Source organism: uncultured Anaerobiospirillum sp., from assembly GCF_902485895.1.
Taxonomy (GTDB): domain Bacteria; phylum Pseudomonadota; class Gammaproteobacteria; order Enterobacterales; family Succinivibrionaceae; genus Anaerobiospirillum; species Anaerobiospirillum succiniciproducens.
The window spans coordinates 21,370-40,256 of sequence record NZ_CABTML010000030.1 but is presented as its reverse complement, the minus strand read 5'-3'; the positions used below and the strand labels follow the sequence as shown (position 1 = coordinate 40,256).

Genomic DNA, 18,887 nt, shown 5'->3' with positions numbered 1-18,887 from the left:
TGCAGCTCAGATCAAGGAGCTGAGCCTGATTACTGATGTTGTATGTACTTGTGCCCAAATTCTGTCGTTGACGCTATGGTGAGGTGGTGCTTTTGGGTGCTCATTAGGCCTAGCTTTATGGAGAATCAGAGTAAGCGCTTGTGCCTTGTCGTAGGCTGAGCGTTTATAGCTATTAATCGATAGTTGGAGGGACTCTGCTTTAGTCGCCCATCGCCTGCGCTTTATTGTTTGGCAGTACTCTCTGGCTTGTTATTGTTTAGCAGTACTAGCTGGCTCTTTATTGTTTGGCTGAACATGGGTGACTATTTTAGGTTTTGCCGTGATGGTATGCCTGTGGTGGTCTGAACTTGAGGGTGGTTGCGTGCGGTTTTGTTTGATGGCAAGTGAAGTGCGGGTGAAGATAGTATGCTCAAAGACGATATTTGTCAGAAAAATCTGGGGTAGTTCTCAAATTTTGCAATCTAGATACAACCTTTTCACAATTGCAGCCTAGTTTATGTTCTTGCTGACGCTGCCTAATGATATAATTCAAGCTTTGTTAAGGTTTAGTCATCAACTCTCGATGTATCTTGGGATACGTCTCAACACAATCTTTGCAAAAGACATTTAGCTGCACTCATATGCTGTTTTTTTTTATCAAGAGGGCATAAGAGATACAAAGCAAATAGTTGCTCAGGTGCGCTTGTTATTCGTAATGTACACTCATTGGTACATTTGCCCTTTTGCTTGTATTACATCCTTTGCTCATAACATGCTTTTATGTGTAGCTACAGTCAGTTTGATGCACAGATTGTTACTTAGATAAAGTTCTTATTTGGTGTTATCCAGCGTTTAAATGGCCTTCTCATCGTTAAGAGTGTAGATGTGCATATGCAGCGATAGCTTAGTAGCCTCATGCGATAAGAGCTTGTGGGCTTGTCTGTGGGCTTTTGGCTTGAAGAGCTTATGGGGCAAGGCCTTGGGCTTTAAGTGTTAAGAGCTTGTGAGGCATGGCTTGGGGCTTTTGGCGTTAAGAGCTTGTGGGCTTGGCTGTTGGCTTAAGGCGTTGAACTTATCTAAGTAAATTTAGGTAGGCAGTGTAGAGCTGGCTCTTAGCTGCTATCCATTGGCAGATGGCGGCACTTTTGTTGTTTGCATCTGCACTATGGCGTTGACGAAAGATTCTTTGTTTGGGCAGGTACTACCATGTTCAATTTCCAATCTCGATCCGAAGCATATTCTTTATTTCGCAGTCGTACCCGCAAAGCAAAGAAGATCTTTTTGTCTTATGGCACCATTTTATTCTTCGTCTTCTCTATCTTCTTAGTGGCATCTTTATACATGATGCGCGAGAACATCATTGCTAGCTCTAACTCTGCTGGTAATGAAACTGCGCAGCGTTTAGATGTAGCCTTAAAGTACGAGTTTGTTAAAGAAAAGCAGTTTATCGAATTTATTGCCCACTATGCAGATGTCTTCTTAAAAAGCCACCGTTCTGATGCTGATGGCGGTAAACGTGCCTTTGAGCTGTGGCTTAAGAAAACCAAAGATGAGTTGCAAGAAAGACAGCGTGACTTCATTATCGATATCTACTCCTCTATCAACGGCCAAATCGTTGCCCCAACCTATTGGGATGGCGATCCTTTCTTAATTCCTGAGGCCCGTCCATGGTATCAAGAGGCCATGAAGGCAGAAATTGGTCACGCCACCGTGCTTGATCCATATGTCGATATCTTTACTAACACTGTTATCACCACTATTGCAGCACGCATTGGCAATACCAAGGACGTTATTGCCATCGACTTATATTTAGAAAAGTCAGCTCAGGCCCACTCCTTTGCCAATATGGTGCCGGAGAACTTTAGCTTCTATTTAGTCGATTCAGCCGGCACTGTGATCCTCTACTATGACGATGATGCTTCTGACTATTTTGCTGTGCAGGATTTTGTCTATAGTTTCTTTGACAGTCATGTAAAAAATCATGCTGAGGAAAACCACGAGCCTATCATCGATCCTACGGGAGCTAAACGTAACGTCTTTACCTCGTTTAACCCGATCACGGGCTGGTATACCATCACAACGAGCTTGTACTCGGACGTGCTCTTTAGTTATCACACCATCTCAAACCTCTTCTTACTTTTAGTAGTGGTATTTATCATTATTGAAGTATGGATGGTATGGCGCGAGTATCACCTCTCCTCACAAATTGAGACCTCAAATGAGGCCCTCAAGGTATTAGGCAACTCTTATCAAATCATCTTGCGTGTTAACTTCAAGATGGGTACTTTCACGACCTTGAAAGCACCTGATCAAATGCGTCTGCGCTTAGTTACACGCAATAGCTATGATGATCTCTTATCTGCCCTGTCAGATATGGTGCTCCCAGAGAGTTGGAATAATTTTTACAAGACTTTCTCCATAAACCACTTACGTAACTTAGCCTCACTGTCCATTCGCGACTTTGGTCATGACTATCAGCTTAAGCTTGATAATGACGATCGCTACAAGTGGTTCAATGCCCGTATTCTCTTTGACGAGTCTTTAGATCTCGATGAGTCAATCTTGTGCTTTAAGCTCATTGATGAAGAAAAGATCACCGAGATTGAAGAGCACAAGCTCTTAGCTGACGCTTTAGAGAACGCCAAGCAAAACGAAGAGTCAAAGAACGTCTTCTTTGCCAACATGTCTCACGACATGCGTACACCTTTAAACGGCATCATCGGCTTATGTCAGATTGGTATCAATCATATGAATATGAACGATACCGACTCCTTACCTGATATCTTCCGCAAGATGACTACAGCCTCTAAGCAGCTGTTAGCATTAGTGGATGACATTCTTGAGGTGGCTCGTCCTCAAATGGAGAACCGCCAAAACCTCGAGCCTTTTGACATTATCAAGGCTGTTGAGGAAAACATTGATGTATTCAAGGTCAATGCTGCTCAGCAAGGCAAGGTAGTTAATCTTAGTTTCGATATTAAGCACAATGTAGTTATTGGTGATGCGGCAAAGCTCCGTCAGATCTTAAATAACTTAGTCTCTAACTCACTTAAGTACTCAAACAAGGGCTGCGTGGTCAACGTATCGATTCGCGAAGTGCTGCATCTGCACAAGCCATCCTTCATGATCGAAGTGTCAGATACCGGTATCGGCATGGATCGTAAGTTCCTCTCTAAGCTCTTTGATGCCTACTCTCGTGAGCACCGTCTTAACTCTGTACAGGGCACTGGCCTTGGTATGTCCATTGTTAAGAACGTAGTGACCATCATGGGTGGTGACATTAAGGTTAAGTCTGCAGTGGATGTAGGTACTACCTTTACCATCAACATTCCATTCCGCCTTGCTGATGACGATACTGCAAATAAGATTCGTCAAATTGCTAGCAGTGGTGCGGCTGACTTTAGCAATGGCGTTAATGCAGCATTAGAGCAAGCTGCCCTGCTACCTAGCGTTAACCAGAGTGATAACGCACCAACAGAGCAGCACAGCGAGATAAGCACTAATGAACAAGCCACTGCTGAAGCTAATAGTGCTGATAACACTGCCCGTAATAGCACTGATGCGGCAGCTAACTTCAAGCTTGAAGGTCTGCATATTCTCGTGGTTGAAGATAATGAGCTCAACATGGAGATTGCCTGCGACATTCTGCAGATGAAGGGTGTTAAGGTAAGTTGCGCCTGGGATGGTACTGAGGCTGTTAAGGTCTTCAAAGAAGCCGATGAGTACACCTTTGATGCCATCTTAATGGATATGCGCATGCCAAATATGAATGGCTGCGAGGCATCAGCTGCTATTCGTGCTTTAGGACGAGCTGACTCTCTGACCGTACCAATCATTGCATGTACCGCTAATGCCTTTACCGAGGATATTACTGCTACTCAAAACGCTGGTATGAATGCCCACGTCTCCAAGCCTTTAGACTTTACTGTCTTAGAGCGTGTACTGCAAAAGCTCGTAGCTACACGTAGAGATCTTGATGTTATGCAGGCCCTGCGTGCTCCTGCAGGAAGCACCGCCAACACTGCAGATGAAACAAGCCACAGCCAAGATAGCTCTACTAGCATTGCCGCTGCAGCACCTGAGCTTAATAAAGCTCAAGAGAGTGTTGAGGTAGCTAGCGCCCCTGCGAGTGTAGCTAGTGTAGATCATGAATTAGATACTGATCTTGCTAATAGCCATACAGCTGACGAGAGCTCTGTTGTAGCTGCTGTAGATGTCAGCAAGAGCGTAAGTGCTACTGATGCTGATTACAAGAGCTCAGCGATGGCAAATGTTGCAGGTAATGCTGCAGGCAATGCAGCGGACAATGTAGCTGTTGCTGCTCATGCTGATGCCGCAGATCTAGCAAATGATAGCGACGCTCACGAAGACACAAGTGACAAGGCTGATAATGTAAGCGAGACAGTAACATCCCACGAGCATCAGCTTACTGATGCTAGCGCTGCTGATAGTGCTGCAAATCAGGATGATAATAGCAAGAGTGCTGCTAAGAGCGATGAGCTTGATACTAGTGCTGATACGGCTCAGAGTGCAGCTGTTGCTAATGTAGATACTAACAGTGCTGCTCCTAACGAGGCATCTTTAGAACAAGCTCAGAGCGCTAAAAACGAGCAAGACTCAGAATGTAGCATTGTTAAGACACTCTCAGAGCAACAAGTGCATCAGGAAAGCGATGAGAAGTCTCAGGCTACTAGTGCTGATACCGTTCTGGTTAATGAGGCTATTAAGAAACTTGCTGACCTAGATAGCATCAACCGAAGCGCTACAGTAAATGCTATGAAAGATGCCAAGAGCATGACACATGATGTTGCTAGCAATGGTGAGATTCTTAACAAGAATGAAGCATTAGTTAGAGCACAATCTAACGAACCTATTTTAGATGCTACTCATCGTAGCCATGACCTCGATGATAAAGTTAAGAAGTCGGTCTCAAATGCTAAGTACTATGAGATTGAGATCAAGGCATCCAATGAAGATGCAACGCCAAGCTTAATCCCTGTGGATAAGCTCTCAAGCTCCTTTAAGATTAATAAGCCTGAGATTAATAAGCCTGATACTAATGACTCTAAGTCCAATCAGCTCAGCAGCGATCACGACTCAGCGCAGCACAATACCTTTATTAATCTCTTAAAGTTTAAAAAGGCAAGCGCAAAGCCAGAGTCGCAGCCACAAGAAGTTGACAAGAAAGACATATCACAGGCTGTTAACTACAGCCAAGATGAGCACATGGTGCCTGAGAGAAAAGCTCCTCCACCTAAGATTGCTCACGAAAAGTCTTCTAAGACCACCGTAAGTCTGCGCTCTCAGCTAACTAGAAACGACGATAACGACGACTTTAGCTAATAGGCTAGATATTGCAACCTGCACGAGTAAATTACGCTCGTGCAAGATCTATCCAAGGCGCTAACTTGCATCTATCACAGCTTGTAAGCTCATGGCAGTGACCTTGCATTTGATGGCATATGATAAATAAGGCTTTTGCCTACTGTTTATGCTCGATGCTTGTTGCTAGCTAAACTGTGCTTGCTAGCTATTCTTAGCTTTATGGCTAAGCTTAGCTTGCTTGATAACAATAGCTTGTTAGGCTTGCACAAGAGCTTTAAGGCTTCTTAGCTTCATACTCACAAGTGCTTTGTGAGCTTGCCACATTGGCTCTCTTGCTAACTTGGCCCTGCTTGCCTCCTTAGCTCTGCGTACGGTTGTGTGAGTAGGCTTGGGTCTAGAAAAGCCCATGCAGCCTAGGCTATTAAGATTTATCCGCATGCTAAGGTGAGGCTATGTATTTTAGGCGTAGACTATATAGTGCGCTTGATGCATTGAGCACAGTGCTCGATGCTTAAATAGATTTTTTGCTCGCTACGAGATATCTAAAAGAGCAGGGTGTTTAAGTGCTTTACGCTAGGCGTGTGCACTGCCTATGCTTTAGCTACAAGAGAAGTTATTTTCATTTATGAGCAAGTCGTTGCTTAATTCGCAACATTGCTCCTACTCAAGTTTGACGAAGGTTTAAAAATGAATTTACAAGAACTCGGTACTGTTGTCGACATCGATGTTAAGGGCTCACTCGAGCGTTTTTCTAACTTTGAGCCAATGTACATCAAGTACCTTAAGAGATTCTTAACTGAGCCAACCTACGCTGCTTTAAAAGAAGCTATCGCAGCTCAGGACTTTAAAGGCATCGAGACTCAGGCCCACACCCTTAAGGGCATTTGTGGCAACTTAGGCTTTACCACCTTATTCGACATGTTCAATAAGGTAGTTCAGGCTGTACGCGCTGGCGACAATGACTTAGCCTTAAAGCTGTGCGCTGAAGCCGAGCCAGAGGTACAAAAGGTCTGTGACGCTATCGCTCAGCTCGACTAATCTTTGTCCAGAGCTAAGACCAACGTCTAACTACAGCATGCTTATTCAAACTAACAGCTCTCTATGTAGCACTCACGGGCACTAGCTTTAAAAGCTAGTGTTTTACAGCTAGTTGTGTGCAAGATACACAATGCATGTCTGTGCTGTGTACTAGAGAGCTCCTTTGTTCTTAGAGGCATTGCTTAAGCGCCAGAAGCACTTTAGTTTGTTGAGTGCTAGATGTGGCTATTCAAGCAACTAGAAAGCTTGATGCGACTTAATGTTATCTAAGGGCAATGCTTTTTCTTATGCTCAATTACTTTGCACATGCTTAGCTAATAACAGCGGCTATGCTTAGAAGTTAACTCCATTGGCTTATAGCTAAAGATCTGGTTTAGCTCCTTAAGTACTGACATCCTTGATGTTTGCAAGAGTCTTAAGAGGGGCTAAAAATCATCATAGATATGCCGTTTTTGTCATATCTTGTCATACAAGCTCGATGTGTGCCTAGATCTCACTTTAAACATTTATTGCACAGACAAAATTTCAGGTAAAAAGCCCCTGCTTCACTTAAAGCTATCATGTCAAATTGTGGTTTTTACTCAAAGAGGTCTTGCTAGATCTAAGGTGTAATTGTACTTGCGCCAAGATAATTGCCATATTTTATGAGCTATCAGACAATCTCAAGTGCGCTTAAAAATGGAGTTTTTCTCTATCTTAAGCTACAAAAGTGAAAGCCAATCCGTCATTATTTATCATTAGGTGTTTTTCTAACCTTATGAAATAGCTTACAATAGCTATAGCAAGACAAGCCTCTACAATGAGGCGCATTGGCCACAGCAAGCTGATGTTTATGCCAAAGCATAAGAAGATAAGGTTTCACAACCAGCATTTTCTTAGGAAAACGCACATACTTTTGATGTATCTAGAGTAAATTAAGTTAGCTGCTCATTTAGCAGATAGTTACGCGCTAAAGGCTCAATACTTTTCAAAACTTGCTCTAGTTGTGGCCTATGTCATTTATGCATTGTTGTTTATTGCTATACAATAGCTTCTAGATGTTTATATGTAGATGCATAAGCTAACAATAGTGGCCCTTGCACAGATTTCTTTAATGCAGTAGCTTCTTTGCCAAAACTAAACAGCTCTTAGCTTTATGACAGGCAAAGTTATGTTGCTGCAAATTATGACAGAGTATAAGTAAACATTCATATGGGCATATGAGCACATGCTTGTAGACACACGCTCATATGAATCAACAACCTAAATCACTAAGTTCTTGCCTGCTAAATAAGCTTAGCAAAGTACTTAGTGACTTTTAGATCTTTCGGAGGTTTGATGGACATTCAAGATCAGAACACTATTCTTATCGTGGATGACATCGAGATGAATCGAGAGATTCTCGATTGCATTTTCAACAAGGATTTCAAGACCCCGCAGTTTGACAATGGTCTAGATGCATTCTTATACACGAAAGATCACGCCGATGAGATCGTGGCAGTACTGCTCGATATCACTATGCCTGTTATGGATGGTTACGGCTATCTTGAGAAGATCCGTGAGCACAATCTGTTAAATGGCGTGCCTATCTTCCTCATTACTGCAGAAGATCGCGATCAACAGTTAGCCGCTTTTGAATACCAGATTTCTGACATTATTGAGAAGCCATTCACCCCTGCTTTCTTATTAAAGCGTGTAACTTCTCAAATTGAGTTATTTAAGATTCATCGCTCCTTAGAGTACAAGAATCTTCTGCAAGAGCGTGAGATTGCCCGTAAGAACAAAGAGTTCTCCGAGCTTAACGTTAAGGTTATCTCTACGCTGGCTTTATCCATTGAGTTCCGTTCTGGTGAAACTGGTAAGCACGTTCTCTCCATCCGTAATATCTCTTATGCGCTGCTGCACAAGCTGCGTGAGATTAAGTTTGGTGAGTGCGCCTTCTTAAGCGATGAGGATATTAACAATATCGCTTACGCCTCCATCTTGCATGACATCGGTAAGATTGCTATTCCAGATGCCATCTTAAATAAGCCTGGTCGTCTCACTCCTGAAGAGTTTGACATCATCAAGACCCACACTGTACGCGGTGCTGAGCTTATTAAGAAGATTGGTATTAACACCTCTAGCGTGCTTAAGTATGCATACGACATCTGTCTGCATCACCATGAGCGTTATGATGGCCGTGGCTATCCTGAGGGCCTTAAGGGCGATGAGCTGAGCATTTGGTCTCAGGTAGTGGGCCTTGCTGACGTATACGATGCTTTAACTCAAGAGCGTTGCTATAAGAAAGCCTTTAGCCATGAGACAGCCATTGAGATGATTTGTTCTAATCAGTGCGGTGTCTTCAATCCAGCTCTGATTGACGTGTTCAAGAACATCATCGATGAAATCGTAGCTAACGATCTTCACCAAGAGATCCCAGCTTTAGCCATCTCAGACTAAAAAAAGCACAAAGCACATACAAATTACCTAAACGCCGTACCACAAAAAGTACGACCCGCACGCAGCCTGCACCAAGCTTAGAGCTCATCAAGCCACTGCAGGCTGTTTTGTTTTTAAAAGTACCCACTTGCAACCACCTCAGCCCTTGCAAGCGATAACACCAACCAAGCCCTATCCAAGCGCCCGCACATCCAAGCCATTCATCCTCTGCCAAAACTAAAATGGCCATTGCCGCAGCGGCCACCACTGCCTTTTGCCAAATTGAAATGACTATTGCTACATCGGACACCACTGTCTTTGCCAAAACTAAAATGGCCATTGCCACATCGGACACCACTGCCTTTTTACTCAAAAAGAAATGGCCATTGCCACATCGGACACCACTGCCTTTTGCCAAAATTAAAATGACAATTGCTACAGTTGCCACCACTGCATTTTTAGCAAAAGAAATGGCCATTAATACAGTGGCCACTGCTGCCTTTTGCCAAAATTTAAATGGCTATTGTTACTGCAGACAACAATATGTGGGGATCACAAGCCTCTATCCATCATTAGAAAAAGCGGTATAGCTTTTGACAAACTATAGATGATCTTAATTAAGGCGAAGACTAGCTTAGACACAGTGACACCTTAGAGCTTTGTGCCTAATTCTTTGGTGCTCAATATGGTTCATATGTGGTCATTTTCGATGCACGGTGTGCGCTCTTGATGGGTGATACTTGTTAATTGAGTGCACGCATCAAATATTGTGGCTTATACACCTCATCGCTGTTACAATGGCGCTGACTTTTTCAGGCTCATTGTTCTTGTACATTTCTGTCTGACTAGAGTCGCTTTTCTTTGCAGTGGGAGACGTTTTGCCTAAACTCTATTGGTTTTGAGTTGCGACGGAAATTGAGTGTAATACTCTTGGCTTAATTAAGCTTATCTGTTTGCGGCAATGCGTCAAACCATATTTTCTTAAAACCACATTTGGGGGAAACGGTAGTGCGTTTCAAACAAATTGCTGCCTGCTGCAGCGGCATCCTTTGCGCAGCTATGCTGAGCACTTCTGCTCAAGCCGATGAGGCCAATAAGGTCAACATCTGGAACTGGAGTGACTATATTGCTGAAGATACTGTAAGTAACTTCGAGAAAGACTCAGGTCTTAAGAGCAATTACGTCATGTTTGACTCAAACGAACTGGTTGAAGCCCGTATGCTCTCTGGCAATACCGGTTTTGATGCCATCATGATGACCTCATACTATGTTCCTCGTCTTGCCGCGGCCGGTGCCCTGGAAAAACTCGACAAGAGCCTGCTGACTAACTACAAAGGTTTAGATCCAAAGCGTATGGAGCTCTTAGCTAAGCTCGATGAGGGCAATACATATGCTATTCCATACACTGAGATTTCTCTTGGTATTGGCTACAACACCAAGAAGATTAAGGAAATCTTCGGTGAGGACTTTAAGGTAGATAGCTGGGATGTGCTCTTTAAGCCAGAAAACTCCGCTAAGCTCAAGCAATGCGGTATTGCTGTTTTAGACTCTCCTGTAGAGGTAATCTCTACTGTACAGCACTATCTGAAGAAAGATCCAAAAGGTCAAAGACGCAGTGACTATGCTGAGGCTCAAGAGCTTTTAACTAATCTTGCTAAGAACGTAGCCTACTTCCACTCAAGCCGCTACATCAATGACTTAGCCTCTGGCGATATCTGCATGGCTATCGGCTATTCAGGTGATATCCTTCAAGCTAAGGATAGAGCTGCAGCTGCTAAGCGTGACTATACCATTGAGTACGTATTCCCTAAGGAAGGCTCTTTATTATGGTTCGACTGCTGGGTAGTACCTAAGGGCGCTCCACAGCTTGCTAACGGCCACAAGTGGATTGACTACCTCATGCGTCCTGATGTTGCAGCTTCAGTTTCTAATGAGATTCGCTACATCCTGCCTGTAACTAAGGCTATGGATAATCTTGATGAAGCACTCAAGTCCAATCCATCAGTAAATCTTTCTGAAGAGACTTTAAAGACAGCTTACTTCCCTGAGGCACCAACTGCACGTCAAAGCAAGGTGCACAATCAGGTATGGAATGCCATGAAGCTCAATTCTACTAAGGATTCAGAAGAAGAAGGCACTGGCTGGGAATAGTTAAGCCCAACCTAATGCATCAAACTGTATAGCCACATAAGCAAGGCTATACACGCACAAGGCCTTGTAAGTAGCCCCAAACTACTTCTACAAGGCCTTTTGTTTATCCGACCCAAGCACATACTCTCTTGCCAAGGCACTGCGCCCAAGCCATTTAAGACTCGCAGCCTAAGTCTCTACAAACGCCCTCTTAAGCAAGCATACAGCGCCCGCACGCTTAGCAAGCAAAGTAAGCAAGGCAAACGCATCATATACGCCAGAACGCCAGCAACAAAGGCTTTGCTTAACAAGCATCGCTAACCTCCTCCACCTGTATAAGCAAAAGACTATATAGCACTCATTGACCGTCTTAAGGCAAGCATTACCAGCGTTTTCTGAGCACAGTAAAGATACTCAACAAACTTTACACAATAGCTAATTAATAATCACCAAATCCAGCACAATATATATTACATAAAAGTCGATAAATTTGATATATATGCTGAGCATCAAGCCTTACGTATACTAAGTTAATACATCGTGGAAGTGTGTAAAAACAAATTTACTTTGATTGAACTTTACCCAAAGTTTCTATCAAATCTATTGTCTTAGCTTCTATTGTTTAGTTCTAAACGAACTAGAACTGCTTGATTAGCTGGTCAGGTTAGAACCGAGCTTTATGTGTGTTGTGGCCCCATCCGCAACTTATATCATCACCCATTCTTGTAACTAACTATCTTTTTGATCTTTAGTCCATAAGCATTCAATGCCATGGAAAGATTGAGTGTGCTCTGAAATTAGCTTTGTTCTACTCAATTAAAATTACGCATGCCTGCGCCAAATCCTACAAATCGGCCAATAGATGCTTAGCCAATGTCACGATAGAACCATTTATTCGATTTGCCCATGCACTGCCAACGCTTAAGCAAGCGCTCCTCAATACAGTGACATGTAAAAGATAAGCAAATCGTACCCGTGTTATTCGTTAAAAATCTTTGCAAAGAATGAAGCAAACTAACAACGCCATTAAGTTCTTAATGGCTCAATACCGCGCGATCTTCAAGAACGCCAATATCGCTATGGTAGCCGCCATGGCCGCTGCCGCTTTAGCTGCAGGTCAGGCTCAGGCTGCTGAAAATGCTACTTACTGGACTAGCCTTGCATCTGGTTCAACATTAAATGCCGCTAAAGATATTGAAGACAACGGTGATAAGAAAGCCAATGACTTTGATTTAACTATCACTAAAGGCGGTTCATTAACTCTTGGTGGTAATGGCACAGGCGTTGCCAACTACGGTTTAAACGGTGGCAAAAAAGGCTATTTAAATATTGATGGCGGTGAGCTTGTCATTGGTAAAGGCAAGCAAAATGCTGCTACCGTTAAGGTTACCGAAGTCAATGTTAAGAATGGTACTGCTCACGTTGGTGGCGCTACCGCCGGCGCATCTTCATTAACTGCAGATACTATAGCTATTGGCACCAAGCCAGCATCAAGCGAGACTCCTGATGCATCAGCAAAAGCCGCTGCAGCTGCAACCGCTACCTTTACTATTGGCCAAAGCGGCGCTCTTGTTTCTAGTGGCGATCTGACTGTATACGACAAAGGTGAGATTCAGTTCTTACAGGCAGCTACTACAGAACACTCAAAAGTAAGCGCAACCAAAGGCATTACTTTGAATGGCGGTACCATTTCTGTAGTTGATCAAGGCAATGGTACTGTAGAAAGCGCCATTACCTCAAACGGCGGCACTATCAATGTAGGCACAGACGGTAAGAATGCAACTTCTCTTACTGTTAAAGCAAACGTTGCTTTTTCTGGTGATGGCGGCGCTTTAAATATTGCTCAGAAAGGTAAGCTTAGTGTAACTCATGCTACAGAGGATGTTTCCTTAGACCTCGGTAAAGCCACTGTATCTAACGCAGGCACCATCGATTTTGGCACAGTAGCCTCTAAAAAGACAGCTACCTTAAAGTTAAGTACTGAGCAGTTTGATAAGGTATTTGCAGGCAAAGTAGAAGCAACTGGCGCTGCCGCTGACTCAACTCTTGCTTTAGATATTCAAGGCTCTGGCGATATTAGCTTAGATAAGCTCATCAAGCCTGCTGATGGTCTTGTAGATAATACCAAGCTTGAGATCAAGACTAGTGGCGGCTACAGCATTAAAGCGGCTAGTGCACATGCTACTTTTACCGGTGAAAAAATTGCTGCAGGTAAGGTAGACCTTAGTGTAGGCTCCTTAACCGCTGGAAACGGTAAAGACTTTACTATTGCTGGCGGCAAAGTTGGTGTAGGCTCTCTCTTAACTGTTTCTGGCTCAAAAGCTCTTACCGTTAACGGTGGTGGTGAGTTAAACCTTGATGGTAAAGGCTCTGTTGATTCAACTAAGATTACTCTTGGCGAGTCAGGCAAGTCTGCGGGTACCTTAAACGTTAAGGGTGGCGATTGGTCTGTTAAGTCCTTAGAGCTGGTATCCGGTGGTAAGGCATTAGTATCTGGTGGCTCTACTCTGACCGTTACTGGCGACCTTGTAACTGCTGACAATGCTTTAATTCAGGTTCAGAATGCCTCTACTTTAGACACCACTGGTGCAAGCAAGCTTACTCTCAAGTCAGGCTCAACCACTAAGCAGACTCTTGACATTGCAGGCGGTTCTACCCTTAAGGTTAATCAGAAAGACTTCTTCAAGGTTAAGGACGATAACACTGTTGAGCTCGTAACTGCTGACTCAAAGGGCAGTGGTTCAGTTGTAGACAAGCAGTCTATTAAGACCGACGCTACTTCAAGCGTTGAGTTCAAGGTTGAAAAAGGCTTCAAGCTCAACGAAAAGCAGTTAGAGTCATTATTAGGCCAGTTTACCTCTGGTGATGCAGGCTTAAAGGGCTTTGTAAGCTTCGGCAATAACTTTAAGCTTGAAGGCCTTGGCGAGACTATTGAGCTTGATAATGTTAAGGAGAATGCTGACGTTTACGATGGTATTGCTGCTACCAGCAAAAATGGCACTATCAGCAAGAACGTCATGATCGGCTCTCTTAAAGTCACCACCGATGACGGTAAGGTAGAGGTTGCAGCCAATAAGAGCGCTGTTCTTTACAAGGCCGATGCTAGCGGCAATCTCGTATCCAATAACAAGGGAACCGCTGACGTATCTTTAGGCGACGGCTCAACCCTTACTCTTGCTGGTAATGGTAAGGCTGGCGCTATCGAAGCTGGCACAGCAAACAAGGGCTCCATCGCATTTGGTCACGCAAAGGCTTCAGGCACTGTAGAGGCCAAGTCTATTGGTGCTAAGAATGCTGTAGCCTCTGTTAAGGTTGATGCAGGTAATGTTGTTCTGACTGCCGCTCCTGGTGTTGATAATGCTCCTGTTATGCTTCAGACTCAGTCCCTGTCTTTAGCTAAGGGCACCTCATTAACTGCTAAGGATCAAGACGTAGTTATCTCTGCAGACGCAGCTACTGGTGCTGCTGATCTGTCAGGTAACTTAACCGCTAAGTCTCTGACCTTAAACTCTAAGTCCAGCACTAATACTTCATTCCAGATTGCTGATGAGGCTGTAGTTAAGGTTGATACTTTAACTATGGATAAGAGCGGCTCTCTGTTTGTTGGTCAGAACACAGACACTGCCAAGTCATCTGCTACTTTAGAAGTAAAGACCCTTAAGTTAGATGGGGGCACCTTAGTAGTTGATCCTGATATGCAGCAGAAAGCTGCTATTGCTGCAGTTAAGTCATTCTCTCAGTCAGACACAAATGGCGATGCTCTTGTTGACGGTAAGATTGCTGTTGGTATGAACTCTGCTGTTGGTATTGGCTACGAAAGCCGTGCTGCTGTAGAGGCTTTCTTAACTGAGTCAGGCCTGATGTCAGAAGGTAAGTTCTTAAATGGCGCTAATGACGTTAAGGGTGCTTTAGTTCTTAACCAGGCAATTAAGGTAACTACTGGTAACGGTATTCTGATCGACACTTCTAAGAAAGATGCCGCACTACAAGCTGCCGTATCCGGCGATAAGCTCATCATGGCCAGCAATGCAGCTTTAATCATTGATGATGGTGTATTTGCTCGTGGTGCTGACGGTCAGCTCACTGGTACTGCAATTACCATTGCCGAGGGTGCTGCAGACTTTGTTGATGTAGATGGTACTTCCAAGGTTGTATTTGCTGGTGACTTTGATGCTGCCGATACAGGCGTTAAAGTATTTGCAGGCAAGAACGGTAGTGCAACAGTTAAGGGCGAAGTTAACTTCGTAAGTGCTAATGGTATCTTAAGCGGTAAGATTGGCACTGATGGTACTGTAAAAAGCATTACTCCAGATACTACCAAGTTAGCTGGCATGTTCACCACTGTCTCAGAGCCAGTTCGTCAGCTCTTAAAGGATCGTATTGTTGACGCTAAGAAGTTTGACAAGTCTCAGCTTGGTGCTCAGTTCTTAAGTTCTGTAACAAATGATCGCACTGACCTTTCTGGTGTTAAGGCTGACGCTGCAGCTCATGCTGCAACCTATGCTGGCGCTCAGCAGGCTGCTGTTGCCTCTGTAACCACCATGGCTGATGCTATGTTTGGTCGTGTTGGTGCAGTTGGTGTTGAGGCTGCCTCTATCGCTGCTACCGGTTCACAGGCTAACGGCGGTGTATGGTTAACCCCAATGTACAAGTCTGTTGATGCTGATGGCTTCAATGCTCAGGGTGCATCATACGGTTCAGAAGTTGACTTAGCTGGTGTTGCTTTCGGTACCGATACTGTAAACGGCAACATGCGCTTCGGTGCTGTATTTAACATCGGTTCTGGTGATGCAGACGGCAAGGGCAACGGTAACGGCTTAAAGGACGAGTTTGATTACTACGGCCTTGGCATTTACTCAGCTATGGGCTTTGGCAACTTTGCTTTAGTTGGTGACGCTTCCTTAACCGTAATTTCACACGACGTTAAGGGCTTCGACCTCCATGGCAAGGCTGACACCAAGGCTGTAACCATGGGCTTAACTGGCCAGTACACCTTTGCTACCCCAGCTGTTGACGTAACCCCACACTTAGGTGCTCGTTTCGTTCGTCTGGACACCGAGTCATACGACCTGAACTCAGCTAAAGGCACTATCGCTACTACTGACTTTGACGTTCAGAACGTATTCTCCGTACCAGTTGGCGTAACCTTATCTAAGGCTTTTGTTGCTGGCGGCTGGTCATTAGCTCCTAACGCTGATCTGACCGTAACCTTCAACTCTGGTGACACCGAGGCTAAGTCCACTACCACCTTCACTGGTGCTCGTGCTATTGACCTCAACTCCGAGGTTCTTGACGAAGTTACCTACGGTGTAACCTTAGGCTTAGGCGCTCAGTACGGTGCATTTGGTACCTCATTTGGCATCAACTACACTGGTTCTGAGAACACCGATGCATTCGGCGTAAACGCTCAGTGCCGTTACATGTTCTAATTTGAACATCTGCAATAACTCTATTTAAAGATCACGCCAAGGCATCTTAGGCTGAAAAATTTGGCGTGATCTTAATAAGCGACCATGACTGATGTGAGGGATAGAGCATCAATTGTGGTCGCTTTTTTAATGCCTTTTCCTATCCCAAGGCCTACTCTTAACCATCTTCACTTTCTTAGGCTATTTCTAGCCATCTCTTATTCGACCAACCTATTCTTCTGTACTTCCCTTTCTTGCTTTTGATACGTGCCGCTATTGATGGTGTGTCTGGCATTGCGAACCATTCATGTCTTGTTTGTGCTTTAGGCATGTTCATTCATTAGTGCTTATCTGCAGCGATACTTTGCGCATAGATTGCTTCATATTCTTCTGATTTTGACTTGCTGCGGGGACTCATGGCCTTTTTTTTTGGGGTGTCGTGGCTTTTGAGCCATTGCTCGTGCTTAGTGGCTTTGTTGATGTCTCGTGTGCGGGCGCTGATAATGACAATCTTTAGAAGATGACCAATAAGTTTCATCAGCTGGAGAAACTTTGCCACAGAGCCATGGACGTAGCCCTTGATATTGAGATCTTGCCTTCTATGATGCGGGCTGTGAGATCAGCGCTTATAACTCATACCTGAGTTTGCGTAAGTCTATGCAATGAGTTCAATGCAAATTGCTGCAGTTGGTGCCACTAATCGTCACTTGTAGCGGTTGTGGCCTTGATAGGCAGAATTGCACGGATGATTGGGAATGCTTGTTTAGGCCGGCAAGAAGTCGGCCTAGAGAAATGTAGATGCGTTGAGCTGTGGCTTTGGCGTTGGCCTTTTTCTTGGCTTTTGCGTTGGCTTTGAGTATTGCGTGCGTGGCCGGGGCTCGAAGCTTGTTTGCTTTTACTATTAGCGGAGGATCTTCATGGTCATCATGTAGTCCATGGCTTTAATGGCGGCTTGCTCGTGTAAGTAGACAAGACGCAGGTCATTAAGCTTGTACTTCTGGGCTACACCACGAATGTTACGGAAGTTAATGTACTCAAGAGCATCACCTAAAATGATGAGGTCTTGGAGCACACGTAAGTAACGGCAACGTGGCTTGATGAGATCTTGAGTGATTCTAAAGACCTTATCTGGACGATGAACAACCATAGCATCGAGGCCATGGAAGATCACGAACTCAAAGATCATATCGCGGCAAGGAGTAAAGTAAGGATACAGCTTGCACACTGACTCAATGAAGATAGCCTTAGTTAGCAGGCGCTTGAAGTAGTCAGGCAAAAGATCACCGTTTAAGTTTGTAGCACGGTTATAAAGATCGTACTGCAGTGAGGCTACAACTAAAGAAATCAGATTACGCGCACCATGACCGCCAAAGTGCTTAACGATATCTTCCATCGACTTAAATGAGAAGAATACGCTCTTATCAATACTCTTAGCCAATACGTTAATGGACTGCCACATCTTGAATGAGGAGCGCAGTAACATATTGATTTGCTCAATATTTGGCTTAGGAGCGCACATAAAGCTCATTAAAAGACACAGCTGACGCTGTTCTAAGAAGAGCTCTTTAGTAGAGGCGTTGTAAGGTGGCTTAATTAAGCAAGGTGGCAGTGGGTTATACATACCACTACCGGTGACAATAGAGGCACCTAAGGAGAATGCTACACGCATTTCCTTTTGGCTTTGAATGTTGGATACGAGCATCTTCAGACGAGGCTGAATCTGCTTAAGACTTTGCACTGCAATAATATCTTTAGCGATATTTGGTGAGTGCATGTCGAGCACAACGTAATCAAAGCGAGGGATATGTTCAAGCCACTTCTCACGAATGAGAGTCTCTAAGTCTGTCGCAAATGACATACCGAAGTTACTCATTTCGCGCATCTGTTGAACAAGGCTAGGAGTTACTGGCTGATTCGACGGCAGACGCACCAACATACGTGAGTAGTTGATGTCATGGCGGAAATCCATGAAGGTCGAGGTGAACTGAACATTGATAGCTACACCAGCTTTTGGACCTACGTACTTATCAAGTTGTGATTGCACGAGGTAACGGCCTAACACCTCAGCTGTGTGTTCAGGGGTGATACGTGTCTTTCGGTCGTTAGTAACAAAGGAGAGCTCGTAATAAAAAGCCTGACTTTGAGAGTTCCAATACGGAACTGTACTCATCAGCATGCTAGTTATCGGCTGCTGCTTCGCTTGGCCTTGAGCTTCGTTGGTATCAGACACCGCTAACTCTCCTGGATTGGGACTCACATACAACTGCCAAAACGATCTTAGGAATCGTTTGGTAGCGTGTATACAAGACTCTTATGAGCCATGCACACATACCTAAGCATTTGCTTAGGGATATCTGAAGATTTAAAAAGCACTTAAGCTAAGTGCTTTTTAAGTGCCATCTTCAGTGTTGGTATGCATCTACATCCCAACTCCGTACTACGAATAGTTAAGCCTTAAAAGGTCTATAACTATTCCCCGAATCAACACATAGCAAATTCTTTATAACGCGACATAGCAGAGCATAGCTGTATGTGCTTAAGTAAATCTGCAGTGATGAGTGTTTTCAGAGCTTTTCTGAAAACTTTTGTAATCATTTAACAGCTTCA

At 44.1% G+C, this 18,887-nt stretch carries 8 protein-coding genes; 5 read left to right on the top strand and 3 right to left on the bottom strand.

Translation table 11 applies throughout. The features are described from left to right. The first annotated feature begins 1,185 nt into the window (after positions 1-1,185). The 3 genes from RDO37_RS02995 (at position 1,186) to RDO37_RS02985 (ending at position 8,763) form a co-directional block, all read left to right on the top strand. Entirely contained in the window at positions 1,186-5,322 is a 4,137-nt protein-coding gene (locus RDO37_RS02995; RefSeq protein WP_308498049.1) for an ATP-binding protein, read from the top strand. 669 nt (positions 5,323-5,991) lie between these two features. After that, positions 5,992-6,342 carry an Hpt domain-containing protein gene (locus RDO37_RS02990; protein ID WP_027940422.1) on the top strand — a complete coding sequence of 117 codons (351 nt, stop codon included), beginning with the start codon at positions 5,992-5,994 and terminating at the stop codon, positions 6,340-6,342. A 1,317-nt stretch (positions 6,343-7,659) separates the two neighbouring features. Further along, positions 7,660-8,763, top strand: coding sequence for an HD domain-containing phosphohydrolase (locus RDO37_RS02985; RefSeq protein WP_052339103.1), 1,104 nt, complete (start codon positions 7,660-7,662; stop codon positions 8,761-8,763). Here RDO37_RS02985 and RDO37_RS02980 read toward each other — a convergent pair. After that, on the bottom strand, positions 8,717-9,235 hold the full coding sequence (locus RDO37_RS02980; RefSeq protein ID WP_308498048.1) for a hypothetical protein: 519 nt from the start codon (positions 9,233-9,235) through the stop codon (positions 8,717-8,719). The two genes, RDO37_RS02985 and RDO37_RS02980, sit on opposite strands and share 47 nt — an antisense overlap. Positions 9,236-9,750: 515 nt before the next feature. On the opposite strand from RDO37_RS02980, the gene RDO37_RS02975 reads away from it, so the two are divergent. Both RDO37_RS02975 and RDO37_RS02970 read left to right on the top strand, forming a co-directional pair. Further along, positions 9,751-10,893, top strand: coding sequence for a polyamine ABC transporter substrate-binding protein (locus RDO37_RS02975; protein ID WP_308498047.1), 1,143 nt, complete (start codon positions 9,751-9,753; stop codon positions 10,891-10,893). Between the two features lie 983 nt (positions 10,894-11,876). Then, positions 11,877-16,301 (top strand): hypothetical protein, encoded by a 4,425-nt coding sequence (locus RDO37_RS02970; RefSeq protein ID WP_308498046.1) that lies wholly within the window; start codon positions 11,877-11,879, stop codon positions 16,299-16,301. A gap of 319 nt (positions 16,302-16,620) precedes the next feature. On the opposite strand, the gene RDO37_RS02965 is transcribed toward RDO37_RS02970, so the two are convergent. Next, positions 16,621-16,839: a hypothetical protein gene (locus tag RDO37_RS02965; RefSeq protein ID WP_308498045.1), complete on the bottom strand. Its 219-nt coding sequence runs from the start codon at positions 16,837-16,839 to the stop codon at positions 16,621-16,623. 342 nt (positions 16,840-17,181) lie between these two features. Beyond that, the gene (locus RDO37_RS02960) at positions 17,182-18,510 is read right to left on the bottom strand and encodes a hypothetical protein (RefSeq protein ID WP_027940425.1); all 1,329 of its coding nucleotides are present in this window, start codon (positions 18,508-18,510) and stop codon (positions 17,182-17,184) included. Between the last annotated feature and the right edge of the window lie 377 nt (positions 18,511-18,887).

Bases quoted from the DNA above. Each gene is read 5' to 3' on its own strand.
- RDO37_RS02970 (WP_308498046.1), top strand. From the start codon at position 11,877: ATGAAGCAAACTAACAACGCCATTAAGTTCTTAATGGCTCAATACCGC.
- RDO37_RS02985 (WP_052339103.1), top strand. From the start codon at position 7,660: ATGGACATTCAAGATCAGAACACTATTCTTATCGTGGATGACATCGAG.
- RDO37_RS02990 (WP_027940422.1), top strand. From the start codon at position 5,992: ATGAATTTACAAGAACTCGGTACTGTTGTCGACATCGATGTTAAGGGC.
- RDO37_RS02995 (WP_308498049.1), top strand. From the start codon at position 1,186: ATGTTCAATTTCCAATCTCGATCCGAAGCATATTCTTTATTTCGCAGT.